The 19670-nt window shown below is 61.7% G+C and carries 16 protein-coding genes; 9 read left to right on the top strand and 7 right to left on the bottom strand.

The features are described 5' to 3' along the window. The first annotated feature begins 190 nt into the window (after window positions 1–190). From ABD653_RS13780 to ABD653_RS13760, 5 genes are all read left to right on the top strand, one after another. Window positions 191–2317 (top strand): alpha/beta hydrolase family protein, encoded by a 2127-nt coding sequence (locus tag ABD653_RS13780; RefSeq protein ID WP_160779206.1) that lies wholly within the window; start codon window positions 191–193, stop codon window positions 2315–2317. A gap of 141 nt (window positions 2318–2458) precedes the next feature. Next, window positions 2459–3604 (top strand): GNAT family N-acetyltransferase, encoded by a 1146-nt coding sequence (locus ABD653_RS13775; protein ID WP_325065388.1) that lies wholly within the window; start codon window positions 2459–2461, stop codon window positions 3602–3604. A 90-nt stretch (window positions 3605–3694) separates the two neighbouring features. Then, window positions 3695–4507, top strand: a complete 813-nt coding sequence (locus tag ABD653_RS13770) for a cupin domain-containing protein (protein WP_234032293.1) — start codon at window positions 3695–3697, stop codon at window positions 4505–4507. Window positions 4508–4549: 42 nt separating this feature from the next. After that, window positions 4550–5458, top strand: coding sequence for an acyl-CoA thioesterase (locus ABD653_RS13765; protein WP_160779204.1), 909 nt, complete (start codon window positions 4550–4552; stop codon window positions 5456–5458). A 51-nt stretch (window positions 5459–5509) separates the two neighbouring features. Beyond that, the gene (locus ABD653_RS13760; protein WP_160779203.1) at window positions 5510–7003 is read left to right on the top strand and encodes a carotenoid oxygenase family protein; all 1494 of its coding nucleotides are present in this window, start codon (window positions 5510–5512) and stop codon (window positions 7001–7003) included. A gap of 88 nt (window positions 7004–7091) precedes the next feature. Here the strand turns inward: ABD653_RS13760 and ABD653_RS13755 are convergent, their stop codons facing one another. After that, window positions 7092–7910 carry a universal stress protein gene (locus tag ABD653_RS13755; RefSeq protein ID WP_160779202.1) on the bottom strand — a complete coding sequence of 273 codons (819 nt, stop codon included), beginning with the start codon at window positions 7908–7910 and terminating at the stop codon, window positions 7092–7094. Between the two features lie 91 nt (window positions 7911–8001). Continuing rightward, window positions 8002–8667, bottom strand: a complete 666-nt coding sequence (locus ABD653_RS13750; RefSeq protein ID WP_160779201.1) for a DedA family protein — start codon at window positions 8665–8667, stop codon at window positions 8002–8004. 117 nt (window positions 8668–8784) lie between these two features. Between ABD653_RS13750 and ABD653_RS13745 the strand changes: the two genes are divergently transcribed. Continuing rightward, complete coding sequence (locus tag ABD653_RS13745; RefSeq protein ID WP_160779200.1) at window positions 8785–10128, top strand: MATE family efflux transporter; 1344 nt, start codon at window positions 8785–8787, stop codon at window positions 10126–10128. A 7-nt stretch (window positions 10129–10135) separates the two neighbouring features. Here the strand turns inward: ABD653_RS13745 and ABD653_RS13740 are convergent, their stop codons facing one another. Then, on the bottom strand, window positions 10136–11740 hold the full coding sequence (locus ABD653_RS13740; protein ID WP_160779199.1) for an AbgT family transporter: 1605 nt from the start codon (window positions 11738–11740) through the stop codon (window positions 10136–10138). Window positions 11741–11904: 164 nt separating this feature from the next. On the opposite strand from ABD653_RS13740, the gene ABD653_RS13735 reads away from it, so the two are divergent. Further along, window positions 11905–12324: a DoxX family protein gene (locus tag ABD653_RS13735; RefSeq protein ID WP_160779198.1), complete on the top strand. Its 420-nt coding sequence runs from the start codon at window positions 11905–11907 to the stop codon at window positions 12322–12324. Between the two features lie 53 nt (window positions 12325–12377). On the opposite strand, the gene ABD653_RS13730 is transcribed toward ABD653_RS13735, so the two are convergent. From ABD653_RS13730 to uvrC, 4 genes are all read right to left on the bottom strand, one after another. Continuing rightward, complete coding sequence (locus tag ABD653_RS13730; RefSeq protein ID WP_160779197.1) at window positions 12378–12746, bottom strand: hypothetical protein; 369 nt, start codon at window positions 12744–12746, stop codon at window positions 12378–12380. Between the two features lie 181 nt (window positions 12747–12927). Next, the gene (locus ABD653_RS13725; RefSeq protein ID WP_160779196.1) at window positions 12928–13593 is read right to left on the bottom strand and encodes a potassium channel family protein; all 666 of its coding nucleotides are present in this window, start codon (window positions 13591–13593) and stop codon (window positions 12928–12930) included. Next, window positions 13583–14980, bottom strand: a complete 1398-nt coding sequence (locus ABD653_RS13720) for a TrkH family potassium uptake protein (protein ID WP_344705649.1) — start codon at window positions 14978–14980, stop codon at window positions 13583–13585. The genes ABD653_RS13725 and ABD653_RS13720 overlap by 11 nt, the downstream gene beginning before the upstream one ends. Then, the gene (uvrC, locus tag ABD653_RS13715; protein WP_160779194.1) at window positions 14977–16932 is read right to left on the bottom strand and encodes an excinuclease ABC subunit UvrC; all 1956 of its coding nucleotides are present in this window, start codon (window positions 16930–16932) and stop codon (window positions 14977–14979) included. The genes ABD653_RS13720 and uvrC overlap by 4 nt, the downstream gene beginning before the upstream one ends. 245 nt (window positions 16933–17177) lie before the next feature. Between uvrC and ABD653_RS13710 the strand changes: the two genes are divergently transcribed. Together ABD653_RS13710 and ABD653_RS13705 are read left to right on the top strand one after the other, a co-directional pair. After that, window positions 17178–18848 (top strand): wax ester/triacylglycerol synthase family O-acyltransferase, encoded by a 1671-nt coding sequence (locus ABD653_RS13710; RefSeq protein ID WP_160780400.1) that lies wholly within the window; start codon window positions 17178–17180, stop codon window positions 18846–18848. After that, a complete protein-coding gene (locus ABD653_RS13705; RefSeq protein ID WP_160779193.1) occupies window positions 18845–19639 on the top strand; it encodes an esterase/lipase family protein in 795 nt (264 codons plus the stop codon). The genes ABD653_RS13710 and ABD653_RS13705 overlap by 4 nt, the downstream gene beginning before the upstream one ends. Window positions 19640–19670 lie beyond the last annotated feature (31 nt).

The raw sequence follows: 19670 nt of genomic DNA, 5'->3' as shown, positions 1-19670 counted from the left end.
GCCTGAAAACCCCGTCCGGAGCAATCCGGGCGGGGTTTTCACTTGCAGTTCAGCCTAGCTTTCGTAAGCTCCGCCTCACGAGTTAGGACTGGCTCGGATTCTCCCCCTGAGAGCACATGGCCCAAGGGCCGCATTGACCGGGAGAGCCTCGCCCGGTCCATTGGTCGCATTTGGATTCAAGGGGTTTTTCATGTCTTTCAAGAATTTCGCATTGCGCGGGGCAAGCGCTGTTGCACTTTCCGTCCTGGGAATGGGCCTTGCGCCGGCTACCACGGGTGTGGCGATTGCACAGGACGGCGGCTCGGGCGAAGAAATCGTCGTTACCGGCCAGCCGATCGATCTTGGCGTGATCGGCGCTATTCCCAGCACCCAACAAGTCCGGATCTCGCCCAATGGCGATCGTCTGGCGATGACAGTCAATCGCGACGGCGAAGAAGTGTACGCTGTGCTGGACCTCAACAATCCCCAGGCCCGGCCGAAGGTGTTCGCATCTGCGGGCGAATTCCGCGAGGCCGGTGACCGTACCGTCGGTTTCTACACTTGGGTCGGCAATGATCACATTGTCTTCCAGCTGGTCAGCCGGGAAAATCTCTTCGGCCAGCGTGCTGACCTGGCTCGCCTGGTCGGCTTCGACGTGAACACCGGCAAGGCCGAACCGCTGGTCTGGCGCGATTCGGGCGGCAATGCGAGCCAGATGCTCCACATCGATCACGAAAAGGGCGAATTCCTGCTCCAGCGGACCAACCGCAGCTATTCCAGCGGCGCTGACCAGCGTCGCCCGGAAGTGGTCAAGGTTGATGTCGCAACAGGTCGCTATACTCGCGTCCAGCGCCCCAACCTGATCGTTGGCGGCTGGTTTGCAGACGGCGATGGCAATGTTCGTATGGGATCGGCTTACGACCCGGACAGCGGCGAAGCCCGCATGCTCTATCGTCCGGGCGAAAAGGGCAATTTCAAGACGGTCCAGAAGGTCGTCGACGAAAGCTTCACCGGTGAGGGCATAAATCCCGAGATTTTCCTCGACGAGCCGGACATGGCGATTGCCACCAGCAACCATACCGGATTCAACAAGGTTTATAAGGTGAACCTTGCAACCATGGAACTGGGTGAAGAGCTGTTCGGCGTAGACGGCTATGACGTCGATGGTGTGATCAGCAACAAGGAAGACAACAAGCTGATCGGCGTGCAGTACCGCACAGACCGCAGCCGGGTAGAATATTTCGATCCCTTCATGAAGGCGATCCAGGAACAGGTTCTCGACGCGTCTTTCGGCAAGGGTAATGCCCGGGTGGTATCGAGCAGCGAAGACCAGAAGAAGATGGTCATTCGCGTGGCCGACACCAGCCAAATGGGTGGCTTCTTCTACTACAACAGCGACAATGGCGATTTCAAAACCATCGGCTGGACCAATAACGGCCTGCAGGATGCCAAGCTGAACCCGGTCAAAGCCATGCGCTACACGGCATCGGACGGGGTCGAGATCGAAATGATCGTGACCATGCCGCGCCACCGGATCGGGCAAAAGAACCTGCCGGTGATGATGATTACGCATGGTGGCCCCTTCGGTCCGCGTGACACGGCCGATTATGACGGCTTTGGTTGGAACCAGGCGATGGCAGAGCAAGGCTATGTCGTCGTTCAGCCGAACTATCGCGGTTCGGGCGGTTATGGCGCCGAATTTATCAAGATGGGCCGTGACGATGGTTTTGGAATGCGGATGCAGGATGACCTGAACGACGCAATCGATCACCTCGCCAAAGAAGGTATCGTCGATGCCAATCGCGCCTGCATGATGGGCTGGTCCTACGGTGGTTATGCCTCGGCCCGCGCAGCACAGCGCGACCCGAACCGCTGGCGCTGCACCATTGCCGGGGCGGGCGTTTATGACCTGGAACTGATGCGTCAGTATGATGTCGGTTATCTGGGCAAGTTCGGTTCCAACTACCTCGCCAAGGGCGCGGCAGACCTTGATACGGTCAGCCCGGCTAAGAATGGTGGCGGTGACTGGTCGCCAATTGCCATTGTGCACGGAGTGCGCGACGCACGCGTTCCTTACGAGCAGGCACGGACATTGGTAAACTCGCTGAAGAGCGCCGGTAAAGTCGAAGGGCGTGACTTCGTCTATCTCGAGCAGCCGAAGAACACTCACAATCTGCCCTATACCGACACGCGTGTGGAATGGCTGGGCACGGCGACGGCGTGGGCCCACAAGTACAACCCTGCCTTCATCGAGAGTGACGCTGACTATGCCAAGCGGCCCAAACAACTCGATGCGGCTGCTGTGAAGATGGCCGAGGAATTGAACTTTACACTCTGATCCGCCACTTCGGCAAAGATTACCATGGGGGCGCTTCCACTGCGGTGGGGGCGCCCCCTTCGCATTGTTAACGGCTCCTAAGCTGTTCCCCTGTAAGCGGGCGCATGGCGGCAAGGGGCCGCCCAATGCGAGGGTTAACGCGTGACACGCCACACCGGGGCAATTCTGGCGCAAGCGGAAGTATCTGCACCTGTCGTGCGGGTTGATCCGTGGCGCCAGTCACCGGCGCTATCGCTCCCCGAGCGGTGGGACGCACTTGCCAGCCATGCCTGCGAGCCCAATCCCTTTTTCGAGCGCTGGGCGCTAAAGCCCGCGCTTGAGCAGTTTGACGGCGACGAAAGCGTCCTTCTGTTCACCCTGCTCGATCAGGATGAACTTGTGGGCCTGATGCCGCTGACCCGTTCGCGCGATTATTATGATCATGCGATCCCGCATGTCTCGATCTGGCTCCACCACAATGCCTTCTGCGGCGCTCCGCTGGTGGCGACAGGGTACGAAACCATCTTCTGGTCCAGCCTGCTGGAATGGGCGGACTCATCAGGCAATTTGGTGCCCTTTCTACATCTCGCAGGGCTTCCCGCAGGCGGGCAACTTCACACCGCATTGCGTGATGTCGCGCGCTTGCAAGGCCGGCCAGCAACGATTGTGCAGGAAGACGAACGCGCCTTGCTCGTCTCCGACCTCTCGCCCGAGGACTATTTCGCCCAATCGATGAGCAGCAAGAAGCGCAAGGAATTGCGCCGCCAGCACAAGCGCCTGTCCGAACAGGGTGACCTCGTCTTCCTTCGCTGGTCCGATGCCGAGGGGATCGACGAATGGATATCCAGCTATCTCGCGCTCGAACAGGCGGGCTGGAAGGGCAAGCAAAGCACAGCCCTCGCCGATGCAGCACAGACCCGCACCTTCTTTGCTGACGCGCTAGCCGGGGCGGCACACGCTGGACGGTTGGAGCGGTTGTCCCTTGAACTGGACGGACGCCAGATTGCAATGCTTGCCAGCTTTATCACGCCACCGGGCGCCTACAGCTTCAAGACGACCTTTGATGAAGAGTACGCCCGATTCTCCCCAGGCGTCCTGCTCCAGCGAGAAAACCTCGCTTTGCTCGATCAGGACGATATCGCCTGGTGCGACAGCTGCGCTGCCGCCGATCATCCCATGATCGAACGGATCTGGCGCGAAAAACGCACCATCCTGCGCGTTAATGTGGCGTTGGGCGGCATGATCCGCCGCCATGCCATGCGCGCCCTCGCCCGCATTGAAACCGGTTCATTCCCGAAAGGCCTGTGACCCATGGACTTCGCCCGCACACCTTCACCAGATAGCGCACCCGACATTGTCGATGATCTGCCGCAGGATGTTTTCCCGCCAGAGGCCCGGATGCAGTTTGCCAAGAACTATCCGGAAACACCGCACAAGCTGACGCATAATCTGCGCCAACACGAATTGCTGGCCCTAGACGCTCTGGCCGCACTTGCAGGGAAGCTGCCATCCCGCTCGATCGAATATAACCGGGGCGACCTGCCGATCGGCGTCGAAGGCAAGCCGGGCACCACCGGCCTTTCGATAGAAGATACCATCCGCCAGGTTGCGACAAGCAACAGCTGGGCCGTGCTCAAGAACATTGAGCAAGTCCCGGCTTACGAAGCTTTGTTGCGACGGTTGCTCGATGAAATCCACGACGAGATCGAAGCCAAGACGGGGGCAATGCTGCGCCCGCAAGGGTTCATCTTTATCTCCAGCCCCGATGCCGTGACGCCCTATCATTTCGATCCGGAGCATAACATCCTGCTCCAGATCAAGGGCGGCAAGACGATGACACAATTCCCCGCTGGCGACGCAAAATACGCGCCGGACGAGGTGCACGAGACTTACCATTCCGGGGGCGCCCGCGAACTCGTCTGGAGCGACAACCTCGCAACGGGCGGAACCGAGATTGCGATCACTGCCGGCGAAGCGCTGTTCGTGCCCGTGATGGCGCCTCACTTTGTTCGCAATGGGCCCGAGAGCTCTATCTCGCTGTCGATCACTTGGCGCAGTGACTGGAGCTTCGAAGAGGCCGATGCCCGCGGGCTCAACCGGATCTTGCGCAAGCTTGGCATCGATCCCGCCGCTCCTGGCCGCTGGCCGCGCAGCAATCGCGGCAAGGCCTATGCCTATCGCGCGTTGCGGAAAGTCGGATTCGTTTCCTGACATGCGTTGACGTGGGCCAGCCTGCATCGCAGGAGGCGCACTATGAATGCTAAGACTCCTGATCCACAAAGACTGGTCGACGGACTGGTCAAGCTCCTGACCGTCGAACGGACCGCCGAAGACAGTTTCATGGGTCGCGAACAGCCCAACGGGATTGGCCGCGTGTTCGGCGGACAAGTGATTGCCCAGGCGCTTCAGGCAGCCCAGGCAACCGCGCCGGAAGGATTGGAGGCGCATTCGCTCCATGCGTTTTTCCTTCGTGGCGGGCAGGAAGGGATCGCCATTGATTACGATACGGCTCGCGACTTCGATGGTCGCAGCTTTGCCAATCGGCGGGTCGTGGCCAGCCAGGAAGGCACACCGATCCTGAACCTGACGGCAAGTTTCCAGCGCCCGGAAGAGGGGTTGGAACACCAGGACGCCATCATGCCCGATGTCGAGCCCCCCGAAGAGCTGAAATCCGACATGGAGATGCGGCGCCGGATGGTGGAAAAGGCTGGCGACCGGATGACAGAGCAGCAACGCAATCTGGTTTTGCGCCCCCGCCCCATCGAGATGCGGACTATCGACCGGCTCCACTGGATGAATTCCGAGCCGAAGGAGCCGCGCGCGCATACGTGGTTCAAGACCGTCGCGCCGCTGAGTGACGATACGGCGATGCACCGCGCGATCATTGCCTATGCCAGCGACTATACGTTGCTTGGCACCAGTGCCCTGCCCCACGGCCTAAGCTGGATGCGCGGCGAACTGGTTGGCGCCAGCCTCGATCACACAATCTGGTTCCACCGCCCCGCACGGGCTGACGAGTGGCTGCTCTACGCTACCCAAAGCCCATGGAGCGGCTCAGGCCGCGGGATGAACCATGGCCGCATCTTCAACCAGAAGGGTCAACTGGTCGCCAGCGTCGCGCAGGAAGGCATGATGCGCAAGCGCAAGAAGAAGGCAACGTGATGCTTGCGTGATCGCAGCGCTCGGGTAATCTCGACCCCGAGAGGACACCCGATGCAGATCACCCGCCAGCCCCCGGTCAAACACACGCTCGAGCCGAGCAACCACCCCTATCTGAGTGGCCCATGGACTCCGTTGCAGGAGGAAGTGGATGTGGACGAGCTGGAGGTGATCGAGGGCATCCTGCCCGACGATATTGACGGCATTTACCTGCGCAATACCGAAAACCAGGTCCACCAGCCCTTGGGCCGCCATCATCCCTTCGATGGCGATTCCATGATCCACCAGGTCAGCATTTCCGGTGGCAAGGCCAGCTATCGCAACCGCTATGTCCGCACCCATTGTTTCGAGGAAGAGCAGATCATGGGGCGCTCCCTCTGGGGTGGCTTGATGGACCCGAAGGGGACTGCTGATCGCCCCGGCTTCGGCGCGCACGGGCGGCTCAAGGATACCGGCAGCACTGATATCATCGTGCACGCGGGAACCGCGCTCGCCACCCTCTACCAATGCGGGGAAGCATGGCAGCTCGATCCGGAAACGCTGGACAATCTCGGCAAGGCACCATGGGGGCCGCTCGATGGGATCTCGGCACACCCGAAGGTGGACGAGAAAACGGGCGAGTTGATGTTCTTCAACTATTCCACCCATGCGCCCTACATGCATTACGGCGTGGTCGATCGCACCGGCACACTGAGCCACTATGTGCCGATCCCACTGCCCGGGCCCCGTCTGCCGCATGACATGGCGATCACGCCCAATTGGTCAATCCTCAACGACATGCCGCTGTTCTGGGACGAGGACTTGCTCAAGCGTGACATCCATGCCGCACGGATGCATGAAGGTGTCCCGACTCGGTTCGCTCTGATCCCCCGCCATGGCCAACCCGAAGACATTCGTTGGTTTGAAGCTGAACCGACCTTTGTCCTGCACTGGACCAATGCATGGGAAGAAAGCGACGAGGTCGTGCTGGAGGGGTACCACCAGACAAATCCGATGCCGGAACCGCTGGAGAACATGGGCGAGCACGGGCACATGATGGCCTATGTTGACGAACATAGCTTCGAAAGCCGACTGCACCGGTGGCGCTTCAACCTGAAAACCGGGGAGACCACAGAAGAGCGCCTGGACGATCGGATTGTCGAATTCGGGATGATCAATCCGGACTACCTTGGGCAGAAGAGCCGATATGTCTGGTCCACCACTACGCGGCCCGGGTGGTTCCTGTTCAACGGCTATATCCGCCACGACACTGAAACTGGTGCCTCGCAAGAATATGCGCTGCCAGAGGGGGTCTATGCCAGCGAAAGCCCGATGATCCCGCGCAAGGGAGGATCGGCAGAGGATGAGGGTTATCTTGTCACCTTCCTGATCGATGAGAACACCGGGACGTCGCAATGCGCGATCCTCGACGCATCTGACATCACGAAAGGGCCAATCTGTCGCCTCGCTTTGCCCCACAAGCTTTGCAGCGGCACCCATTCGACCTGGGTCGAGCGCAGCCAACTCGATGCGGACAAGGCCGTCCGGCGCCAACAAGCGGCGGCTTGATGCGGCGACGCCGAGGCTTCCCCAAGGCCCCTCTCCGAGCCCAAGCCTCAAGGCGCCGTCGCAAGGCGTAGCGCGCTAGATCATGGCCCTAGTGGGTCATGAAGAGCGGCAATTTTACGTCCGACAGCATGGCCCGCGTCACCCCGCCAAAAACCCGCTCTGCCAGGCGCCAGTGGCCATAGGCGCCCATGACAATCATGCCTGCTTCGCGCCGCGCTGCGGCATCATAGAGCACCGCAGCAACCTTGCGATCGGCTTTGGCGAGCTCCACAATTTCGCTCTCGATCCCGTGGCGAGCGAGATATTCGGCGCCCTTCAGCGGCGGGAAATCGAAATCATCGACGCTGTCGCCATGCTCCTTCACGCAGGCGAGGAACACTTTGCTCGCGCGGCGCAGCACTGGCATCGCATTGCGCAGCGCCCGCGATGCCTCGGCAGAGCCATCCCATGCAACCAATACCGGCGCTTCGACATCGATCCGGCTTTGCGTATCGGGAACCACCAGAACCGGGCAGCGTGCATGTAGGGCAAGATCGCCAACCGTGGCCGAGGGGGCGCGGCCGTCGATCTGCGGCTCGTTCGGCCCGACCACGATCAAGTCGCTGAGGGCAGAATGCCTCAGCAGCCCTGCCGAAGCTGACCCGGCAACTTCGATCCAGTCATAGGGAACATCCTCGTTACCCATATCCTTCTTCGTTTTCTCGCGCAGCTTGTCTGCACCCTCGCGCCATACCGGCACCATGGCTGCGAAAGCCGCGCCGTAGAAATCCCCGGGAACGCCTGCCTCGACCGGGATCGCGTTGACCAATGTCAGGTGCCCGTCAAATGACCGGGCCAAGTCGAGCGAGACCTGCAACCGGTTCTCGAAACCTGCATCGTCAAATGCGTGAACTATAATCGCTTTCATGGCCCATCTCCTTCCAAGCGGGAGAAGCAAGAGAGCGCCTCTCCATCGACTCAGGGGTACGCCTGGCTCGCGCGATTTGCTTTGATGCAGATCAAACTTGCTCTCGGCCGGGACGTAAGAGCGTGACCAGACAGTACAGGATTGCCGCTGCTGCCGGAATGCCGACTGTCGCCACCAGCACGATTGTGGACGTATCGACCGATCCAAACATCTGCCCCAATCCGGTGTAGCCAAGCGCCAACACAGCATTGGCGGCCCCGACCGCCATGAGGAAACGCCTGAAGGGATAATGGGCGATGCCGGCAGCTATCAGGATCACCTCGCCGACAACGGGTACGGGCCGGGTGCCGAACAGCAGGAGGGCAGAGACTGTCCCGGCGCGGGTTTCGGCCGCCTCCATGTCGCTCTTGCCGATAATCCGGCCCGCCAACGGGCGTCCGGCATAGCGACCCAGCCCGTACATGATCATGGCTGCACCCATCTGGCCCAGCCAGGTTGCGATCCATGCGGCGGTCCAAGGCATGGCAGTTGCCGCTAGCGCGCCGACCAAACCATGCGGAATGATCGCGACTGCATCCAGCAAGAGCAATCCGATCACTGTCAGAAATGCCAAGCTTGGGGAGAGGTCACCCAACTCGCCAGCCCGATCCACCAGCCAGCTGGCAAAGGGCAGCAGGATGACTACCGGCAGCACAAACACCCCCATCGCCACCCCGACAATGCGGAGCCATCGGGTGATATTTGGCGACAATCGCATTGCTGCATCCATTCCGTTGAGGCGGTCGACAACCGTGTGGCCATCATAGTTTCGATTTACAACCTACCCTTGATCAGCCACCGCTGCGACCAGAATCGATCAAAGGCCACCGATCGCATGGATGAACGAACCCGCCTGTTCTTGACCGCGCCTCCGGGCACGCTTCTGGTCAAGATGGCCACACCCAACTCTCTGGCTTTCATGATTCAGTCTACTGTCAGCCTGGCAGAGGTTTGGATCATCGGTCAGCTCGGCACGTCTTCGCTGGCAGCGATTGCGCTTTCTTTCCCGCTCCTGATGCTGATGCAGGCGATGGCGGGCGGCGCGGTAGGCGGGGCTGTCACATCCTCCATTGCACGCGCGCTGGGCCGGGGAGATAGCAACGCTGCACAAAGATTGATCTGGCACGCTCTGGCGATTTGCGCCGCAGGATCCGCCCTGTTTCTCGTACTTTTCCTGACTGCTGGCGACACACTGCTACGCACCCTTGGCGGGAGCGATGATATCCTTGCGCAGGCAGCAACTTATTGTCTGATCCTGTTTTGCGGCGGACTTTTCATATGGTTGCTGGGCGTCATTGGCGCAGTTTTCCGGGGAATGGGCGACATGGCGCTACCTGCCGTTCTGATGGTGATCGGGGCGTTTGTGCAGGTGCCGCTCACAGCCGTCCTCGTGCTTGGCCTGCTGGGTGTGCCGCAATTCGGCATTGCCGGAGCAGCGATCTCCGCAGTGACCACCAGCTTTGTGATCAGTCTGGTGATGTTGTCCATTCTTGCCAAACCGGGCCGAGTCATCCAGCTCAAGCGCACGGCCTTGGTGTTTGAAGCGCGGCTGTTCCGCGATATCTTCTCCGTTGCTGGCCCCGCCTCGCTCTCACCCATCCTGACCGTGCTGATCATTCTCAGCCTCACCGCGATGGTCGCAACGTTCGGCGAAGCGGCGCTGGCGGGTTACGGGATCGGATCGCGGATCGAGTTCCTCCTGATCCCTCTGATCTTCGGGATCGGCGCGGCGATGACATCGCTTGTCGGCCTCGCCATCGGCGCAGGCGACATTGCCCGCGCTGAACGGATTGGCTGGACCGGCGGTGTGATGTCAGCCGCGCTGGCCGGCCTGCTGGGATTGATCCTCACCTTGTTTCCGGACCGCTGGATCGGTGCCTTCACGCAAGACCCGGCAGCCTTCGCGGCAGCCAAATCCTATATCGGTATCGTCGGCCCGTTCTACGCCTTTCAGGGCCTGGGCCTCTCCCTCTATTTTGCCAGCCAAGGCGCGGGCTTCATGTTCTGGCCCGTGGCGGCCACCATCCTGCGCGTCATACTCGCGCTGGGCGGCGGATGGTTCCTGGCCTTCCAACTCGGCTATGGTCTCGATGGCATCTACATCGCCGCAGCCGCCGCCATGACGGTGTTTGGCGTGATGATAGCCGGTTCGGTCAAGCTCGGAGGGTGGCGGAAATGACCGGCTCTCAGTTTGCCATCTCGTAGTAGGTCGGGGAGCCTGGCCCGACGGGGATGCCCAGCACGAACGTCCACAGGTAGAAGAACACCGACCAAAAGACGATGAAGACCATCGAATAGGGCAGCATCATCGCGATCAGCGTGCCGACACCCAGATTCTTGTCATAGCGCGTGGCCCAGGCAAGGATCAGTCCGAAATAGCTCATCATCGGAGTGATGATATTGGTGGTGCTGTCGCCGATCCGGTACGCCGCCTGGATCGCCTCGGGCGCATAGCCAATCAGCATCAGCATCGGCACGAAGATAGGCGCAGTCACCGCCCATTGCGCACTGGCCGAGCCGAGCGAGAGGTTGATCAGCGCGCACAACAGGATGAACATGAAGAAGATAGTCGGGCCGGTCATCCCGGTTTCGACCAGGAAGTTGGCGCCCGTCACCGCCGTAATTGCGCCCAGATTGGTCCAGCCGAAGAACGCCACGAATTGCGCGGCGAAGAACACCAGCACGATATACAGCCCCAGCGAGCTGAGCGCCTTGGCCATCGCATCGATCACATCGCGATCGGTCTTCATCGTGCCGACCGCGCGGCCATAGGCATAGCCGACAGTGACGAAGAAGATGAAGATCCACACCACGAACCCGTCGAAGAACGGGCTGTCGATGCGGTCCCCATTGTCCGGATTGCGCAGGATGCCCCAATCGGGAACCAGCACCAGCGCCATCAGGCCCAGCACAGCCAGCAAGGCAAGGCCTGCCCAGCGCAGACCCTTGCGTTCGGTGTCGGTGACTTCGTCCATCATCCGGTCGTCGAGGATCGTCTCGTCCGCGCGCGAGCTGTCATAAGCTCCCAGCTTGGGTTCGACGATGTAGATCGTTACCAGCGAGCCGATCAGCGTGATCAGGAAGGTGGAGGCGAACATGAAGTACCAGTTCGCCGTCGCGACCACGGTATAGTCCGGATCGATCAGCTGCGCGGCTTCCTGCGTGATCCCGGCCAGCAGCGGGTCGATAGTGCCGATCAGCAGGTTCGCGCTGTATCCGCCCGAAACGCCCGCAAAGGCGGCCGCCATGCCAGCCAGCGGATGCCGCCCGAGAGCGTAAAAGATCGCAGCGGCGAGCGGGATCAGTACCACATAGCCGACTTCGGACGCGGTGTTGGAGATGATGCCGGCAAACACGATGGCGACCGTCACCAGATGCTTGGGCGCGCCCAATACCATCGAGCGGACAGCGGCGCTGAGCAGCCCCGAATGCTCCGCCACGCCTACGCCCAGCATCGCCACCAGCACCACGCCGAGCGGCGCAAAGCCGGTGAAGTTGTCGACCAGATTGGTGAAGATGCGCCGGATTCCGTCGCCATCCATCAGGCTGACCGCGCGGATCATGCCATCCTCTGCCACGCCCTTCGCGCCAGCCGGGCGCGGGTCCACCACCGAAACATCCATCCAGCCGAGCAGGCCGGAAAGGAACACGATGCCCACCGCCAGCAGGGCAAACAGCGTGACCGGATGCGGCAACAGGTTGCCCAGCCATTCCACCCCGTCGAGGAAGCGGGTGAAGGCGTTGCGCTTGCCTTGGGTGTATTGATCGGTCGTGGCGGGAAGTTCGCTCATGCTGGCCTCGCTGGCGGGTCACAAAGGTGGGCGTCTAACGCAGGGGCTAGAGCGGTCAAGATGAACCAAAGCCGAGGAAGCGGCGCAATCGGCCCGAACCCGTCCGGCTTGTCGCCACCGGGGCCGCGCTCTAGACGTGCCCGCACAATGGAGGGGGACATAACGTGGCGCAAACGAGCATCACCATCGGACGCATCCTGCTGGGGCTGTATTTCCTGCTGCCCGGGCTGATGAAGCTGGCGGGGCCGGCGGAGACGGTGGCCTATATGGAGGCCAATGGCGTGCCCTTCGCGCTGCCGCTGATGTGGTTTGCTACGGGCGTGAACATCGTGGGCGGGCTGATGCTGATCGCGGGGCGGCATGTGCGTTTCGTGGCCTATGGCTTCGTGCTCTACATCCTGCTGGTCAATCTCATGCTGCACGACTTCTGGAGCATGGAGCCGGAGCGGGTGCAGCATGAGACGCAGAACTTCGTCAAGAACCTGGGGATCATGGCCGGGCTGCTGGTGCTGGCGGGCACGGCCAAGGTGCGGGCGCTGTCGCTGACGGACTGGTGGAAGGGTGACGGGGCGGTCGAGGGCTGAGGCACCTTTCCGGATGGAGCACCAACTGCGGTTTGCAAAACTGTGACTTTCCGTCATCGCGCGCGGTCCCGAATGCCGTGCTCGATCCGGTCGATCCGCCGCGTGAGCATCAAAAGCGCTGAATTATCGAGCTTTTTGCGCACCCCGAGATAGCGACCGTGGTGCAGGATGACTTGCCACAACCCGGTCTCAACCCGCCATTCCAGCTCCGAAAGTGTGGACTTTCGCGTGGCATGATGTGCCGTGGAAGGCGGCTGGCCGAGGCCCATGCCAATGCCCTTCCCCATACCCTTGCCTAGCGCCGCATCCCACGCCGCACAGAAGCTCGCCGCCCCAGGCCGACCGCGCAGCCGATAGGCACTCTCCCGCCCCATCCCGACAAACCGCGCCGCCGCCGCCACCGAACGAGTCTGCGCGAGCATCCCGATAAACTCCGCCTGCCGCAACGGCGTCCACCCATCCACACGAATGCGTATGGGGACAGCATGGAACAGTGGAATGTTTGTGAGCGAACGGCGAAAGAGTTTGGGGCGCGAGGGGCGATACTGCTTCATCGCCAAAGGTAAGGCACAGGATGAGGGGTGTAGGAAAGGTCCTAGCGCATCAATCACCTAGAGCCGCAAACGCCTCAATCTTGTCGATCTTGCCCGAGACGACCAGCACGTCGCTCGGCATGATCAGCGTGTCGGGCACGGCATGGATGAAATCCTCGCCTTCGCGCTTCACGCCCACCACCGTCACATTATGCTTCTTGCGGCATTCGCTGGTGACGAGTGGCACGCCGATGATCGGCTCAGGGGCTGTGAGCCGCGCGATCGCGAAATCGTCGCCGAAGTCGATGAAGTCGAGCAGGCGTTCATTGAGCAGGTGCGCCACCCGCTCACCCATGCGCTCTTCAGGGAAGACGACATGCGTTGCCCCCGTCCGCTCAAGGATGCGGGCGTGCTTGTCGTTGGTCGCCTTGGCCCAAACGTTGGTGATCCCCATGTCACTGAGCGCCAGCACCGTCAGCACGCTGGCTTCGATGTCGCTGCCAATGCCGACCACGGCGGCCTCGAAATCGCCAGCGCCAAGCTGCTTAAGGCACGTCATGTCGGTGCAATCGGCCTCTACCGCTTGAGTCAGATCGTCCGCATATTCCTGCACCCTGTCGGCCGCCACATCGGTGCCGAGTACTTCGTGACCCATCCGCTGGAGCGTGCGGGCGACGGAGCCACCAAAACGGCCGAGGCCTGCGACGAGCACGGGTTTACGTTGATTAGCCGACAATGGGATTCTCCTCCGGATAGCGGAATTTCTGTGGTGCCGCGCCGAGCGCGAGAGCCGTGGCGACGGTGATCGTGCCAACCCGCCCGATGAACATCAGGGCGATTATGACGAGTTGCCCCGAAGGCGGCAATTCGCCGGTCACTCCGGTCGAAAGGCCGACGGTCGAGAAGGCGGAGATCGCCTCGAACAGCAGGTCTTCGAAGGGCAGAGGCGTGGTCATGGACAGAAACGCGGTGGCCGAGAATATCAGCGCCCCGGCCAGCGACACCACCGTCAGCGCCTGCCGCTCGATCGCATGACCGAAGCGCCGCCCGAACAGCCCTGCATCGCGCCGCCGCGCGATCTCGCTCAGCACGATGGCGACCAGCACCGCGAATGTTGTGATCTTGATGCCGCCTGCCGTCCCCGCGCTGCCCCCGCCGATGAACATCAGCAGGTAATTGGTCATCAGCGTCTCGTCCTCGAATGAACCGACATCGAGGCTGTTGAACCCGGCGGTGCGCGGCATGACCGAATGGAATGCGGAATTGAGCAGCTTCGAGCCGAGCCCCATTGGTCCGAGCGTGTCGGGGTTGTTCCACTCCATCGCCAGCACTGAGGCGAACCCGATGGCAAGCAGGATGCCCGTCCCGGCGACGGTGATCTTGCTATGCAGGCTCCAGCGGCCCCAGGTTAGGCGATGCTCGCGCAGGTCTTGCATCACCGGGAAGCCAAGCGCGGTGATGATGACTGCGATCATGATCGGCACCAGCACCACGGCGTCGGTCTGGTACCCCATCACGCTGTCCGAATAGCTGGAAAAGCCCGCATTGTTGAACGCGCTGACCGAGTGGAAGACGCCGTGCCACAGCGCTTCGCCGAAGGTGTGGTCGTAGGCGACATAGAGCCGCGCGGTCAGGATCACCGCAACGATCGCTTCGACCACCAGCGTGATTACCAGCACCAGCTTGAGCACCGAGCGCGCATCGCCGACATCGAGCCGGCTGCGCTCCACCTGTGTCGCCATCCGGTCGCGCAGGCCGAAGCCGCGCCCTGCCATCAGGCCGAACAATGTCGCTGCCGTCATGATCCCGAACCCGCCGATCTGGAACAGCAGCAGGATCACGCCCTGCCCGAACGGCGACCAATAGGTCGCGGTATCGACGACGATCAGCCCGGTGACCGCCACCGCCGAAGTCGAAGTGAACAGCGCGGTGAGGATGGGCGTGGGCGTGCCGTCCGCGGTTGCGATAGGCAGGCTAAGCAGCAGCGTCCCCAACGCAATCACGCCGAGAAACAGTACCGGTATCAGGCGGATAGGATCACGATAGGCTTTCAAGCTCTGCCTCAGAAATGGCGTCTCGGCCGGCCTGTCACCAACGACACGAATGCGGGCCGGTTCCCTCACCCCCCAGCATGATAAAAATCATACACCTTGCGCGCCACGGCATCACTCACGCCCGGCGCGCGTTGCAGGTCTTCCAGCGCGGCGGCGCGGACCTTGCTCGCGGTGCCGAAATGCAGCAGCAGGGCGCGCTTTCTTGCCGGGCCGATGCCGGGGATTTCGTCGAGTGGTGAGGCGGTAATGGCGCGGCTGCGTTTGGCGCGGTGGGCGCCGATGACGTAGCGGTGGACCTCGTCGCGCAGGCGCTGGAGGTGGAACAGTAGCGGCGAATTGACCGGCAGCGTCTTCTCGCGCCCGTCGGGGAAATGGAACACTTCACGCCCCTCGCGTCCGTGGTCCGGCCCCTTGGCAATGGCGATCAGCGGGACATTTTCGATGCCCATTTCCGCCAGCGTATCGCGCACCGTGCTCATCTGCCCCTTGCCGCCATCGATCAGCACCAGATCGGGCCAGATCGTTTCGTGCGTATCCTTCTTGCCCGTATCGCCGCCATCCTCGGCCAGCTTGCGGAACCGGCGCTGCATCACTTCGCGCATCATGCCGAAATCGTCATTGGTCTGCGCGGTCTTGATGTTGAATTTGCGGTACTGGCCCTTGTCGAAGCCCTCCGGCCCCGCGACCACCATCGCGCCGACTGCCTTTGCGCCCTGGATATGGCTGTTATCATAGACCTCGATCCGCTCCGGCGGCGCGTCTAATTCCAGGAATTCGGCCAGCTCGCGGTTGAGCTTGGCCTGTGTGCCGCGTTCCGCCAGCCGCCGGTCCAGCGCTTCGGTGGCATTGCGGCTGGCCTGTTCCATCAGTTTGCGCCGGTCTCCCCGCTGCGGGATCGAGAGGCTGACCTTGTGCCCCGCGCTTTCCGCGAAGGCAGCTTCGATCAGCGCCTGATCCTCCAACGCGCGATCGACCAGGATCGTTTTGGGCGGCGGCACCTCTTCGTAGAATTGCGCCAGCACATTGGCGAGCACGGCCCCCTCGTCCACATCCTTGGTATGGGTGGGGAAGAAGGCGCGGTGGCCCCAGTTTTGTCCGCCGCGAATGAAGAAGGCCTGCACCGCGATCTGGCCGTTCTTGTGCGCCAGCGCGAACACATCGGCATCGCCCACCCCGCTGGCATTGATCGCCTGGCTGCCCTGGATGAAGGTCGCCGCGCGCAGCCGGTCACGCAGGATCGCGGCGGTTTCGAAATCGAGCTCCTCCGCAGCCTTGGCCATCTGGCTTTCGATCTTGCGCTGCACCGCGTCCGATTTCCCACCGAGGAAATCCTTCGCCTCGCGCACCAGCTCCTCATATCCTGCCTCATCGATCCGGCCCACACAGGGCGCGCTGCACCGCTTGATCTGGTACAGCAGGCAGGGCCGGTCACGATTGCTGAAAAAGCTGTCGGTACAAGACCTTAGAAGGAACAGTTTCTGAAGCGCATTAATAGTGGTGTTGACGCTGCCCGCACTCGCAAACGGACCGTAATAATTGCCTTTGGCCCGCCGCGCCCCGCGATGTTTCATGATCCGCGGATAGGCATGGTCCGCCCGCAGCAGGATGAAGGGGAAACTCTTATCATCGCGCAGCAAGACATTGAAAGGCGGGCGAAAACGCTTGATGAACTGTGCTTCGAGCAGCAGCGCCTCAGCCTCTGAATTGGTGGTGACAATCTCCATCCCGCGCGTCTGGCTGACCATGCGCTGCAGGCGATTGGTGAGGTTGTTGATCTGGGTGTAATTCGCCACTCGCGCCTTCAGGCTGCGCGCCTTGCCGACATACAGCACGTCCCCGCGCGTATCGAGCATGCGGTAAACGCCGGGCTTGGGCTTGAGCGTGTCCACCACCTCGCGGATCGCCTTGATACCGCCCTCCAGGTCGGGCTTGGCACTGGCAACCGTATAGGCCGCGCGTTCCTCGTTGAAACGCTCGGCTCCTCTGGGGTCGTGCGGGGATCCGGCAGGTGATTTGGCCATTGCCCCTGCGATTTAGGGGCCGTGTCCCACACAGGGAAGCCCTTCCGCTAGGGAACCTGTTGACGGGCGCGGCAAGTTGACGTGACTCGGCCATCTGTTACGCCTGCATCATAGATCCGCAAAAGCGGGCAGTTCTGCGTTCGAATTGCAGCGCACCGGGGCCGGGCCAAGAGCTCGCGCTCAAGTAGCGAAGCGATAGCGCGGACAGGAATTGCAGGAGGATGCCTTTGCGCCAATTGCAGGGGATGGATGCGAGTTTCGTCGCGCTGGAAACGCCGACGTCGCCGATGCATATCGGCTCGATACTCATATACAATCCGGAAACGGCGCCGGGCGGCTTTGTCCGCTTCAAGGATATTCTCGGCTTCTTCGAAAGCCGGATGCAGCTTTCCAAGACGATCCGCCAGCGGCTGGTCCGTGTTCCGTTCGAGCTCGACTATCCCTATTGGATCGAAGACCCCGATTTCGACCTGGAATATCACGTGCGCCACGTCGCGCTGCCCAAACCGGGTGACTGGCGCCAGATGTGTATTCAAGCCGCGCGCATCTTTGCCCGCCCGCTGGATCTGACCCGCCCGCCATGGGAATTCACCGTGGTGGAAGGCCTCGACAATATCCCCGGTGTCACTCCGGGCAGTTTTGCCATGGTCACCAAGGTCCACCACGCCGCGATCGACGGGATGAGCGGGATTGACCTGATGGAAGCGATGCACACGCTCGATCCGAACGAGGCCGCCCCCAACGCGCCGGACGAGTGGAAGCCGGAGAAGATTCCGAACCCGATCGAACTGCTGGGCAAAAGCTATCTCTCCGCCCTCACCAACCCGATGAAGCAGCTGGAAGTTGCGGCCAAGGCTGCGCCGGGCCTGGCCAACGCCATCAAGGGATTGGCGACTCAGGATTTCAAAGTCTCCAGCGACATGATCGCGCCGCGCAGCCGCTTCAATCGCAAGATCTCCAGCGGACGTGTGGTCGAAGGGCGCAGCGTGCCCCTGGCCGATATCAAGGCGATCCGGGCGCTGGTGCCGGGGGCCAAGGTCAATGACGTGTTCCTCGCCATCGTCGGTGGCGCACTGCATCGTTACCTGACCGAAAAAGACGACCTGCCCAAGGCGACGCTCACGGCGATGGCACCGATTTCGGTCCGTTCGAAGGGCGAAAAGGGCGATATGGGCAATCAGGTTGCGGCGATGGTCGCGCCTTTGGGCACCCATATGGAGGATCCCCTCGAACGGCTGCAATTTGTCCACGACAAGACCGTCAATTCCAAGGCCATGACGGACGCGATGGGCGCCCGCAACATGACCGAGATGAGCAAGGTCAGCCCGGCACTGTTCATGGCCCTGGGTGCGCAGCTCTATACCCGCCTCGGCCTCGCCAACCGTGTTGGCCCGCCCTTCTCCACCGTCGTCACCAATGTGCCGGGCCCGCCGATCCCGATCTATTCGAGCGGTGCGAGGCTGGAAAGCATGATGGGCCTGGTTTGCCTGACCGATGGCATGGGCCTAGGCCACGTGGTGCAATCCTATACCGACGAGGCGACGATTTCCTTCACTGCCTGCCGCAAGCTACTCCCGGATCCGGAGTTCTACATCCAGTGCATCCAGAACAGCTTCGAGGAATATCGCGATCTGGCCAAGGCCGTTGCTGAAGGAACCGTTCAGGCTCCAGCGAGCAAGGCTAGTGTAAAGAAGACACCAGCAAAGAAAGCTGCGGCCAGGAAATCGACGGCAAAGCGCCCTGCGGCCAAGAAAGCGCCTGCCAAAAAGGCAGCAGCGAAAAAGACAGCCGCAAAGGCAAACACCAAGGCCGCGCCGCGCAAGGCGGCGGCCAGCAAAGCCACAACCAAGACACAACGGAAACCGAAAGCGGCCAGCAAGAGCCGGACGGGTAGCAAGAGGACGACAAAGACATGAACACTGCCACTCTAGAGGCCGAACATACGCCCCGCCCGCCCAGCCGCCTGCTGGCACTGGCGGAACCCGGCCGCGCGATGGGCGAACTGGCGGCCTTTTACGCCATGCGCCCGTTGCTGGGGATGCTGCCTAAGGGCGATGGCCACGGCGTTCTGGTGCTGCCCGGCTTCATGGCATCCGACAGCTCGACCCGCCCCCTGCGCTCTTTGCTGAAGCAGCTTGGGTACGAAACTTCAGGCTGGGGCTTGGGTCGCAATGTCCGGGTGGACGAAGCCCGGATCGAGGCGATGGCCGATTGCGTCAACGAGCTTTACGAGCGGACCGGACACAAGAAAGTCTCGCTGGTGGGATGGAGCCTGGGCGGCGTATTCGCCCGCGAACTGGCCAAGATGATGCCGGAAAAAGTGCGCCTGGTGATCAGCCTCGGCAGCCCGATTTCGGATGATCGCAACCACACCAATGCCCGCCGCCTGTTCGAATATCTGAACGGCAAAGAACCCGAAGTGATGAAGGGTGGCAACTTCCAGAAGCTGGCCGAAGCCCCCCCGGTGCCGACAACGTCGATGCTGACCAAGACCGATGGCGTCGTCCACTGGCGCGGATCGATCCAGGCCGAGGCTGACCAGACCGAGAATATCGAAGTCTATGCCAGCCATTGTGGCATGGGCGCCAATCCGTCAGTGGCCTTCGCCATTGCCGACCGGCTGGCCCAGCCCGAAGGTGAATGGAAGCCGTTTCATGCACGCGGTGTGGCGGCCCTCGCCTTCCCGCGCACGCGGCTGATGCACTGACCCACTCCAGGCAGCGCCCGGCAGCATCATA

Origin of the sequence: Parerythrobacter jejuensis, assembly GCF_039536765.1 — a bacterium.
GTDB lineage: Bacteria > Pseudomonadota > Alphaproteobacteria > Sphingomonadales > Sphingomonadaceae > Parerythrobacter > Parerythrobacter jejuensis.
Note: the sequence above shows the minus strand (reverse complement) of the source record. Positions and strands in the feature narration are given on the sequence as shown.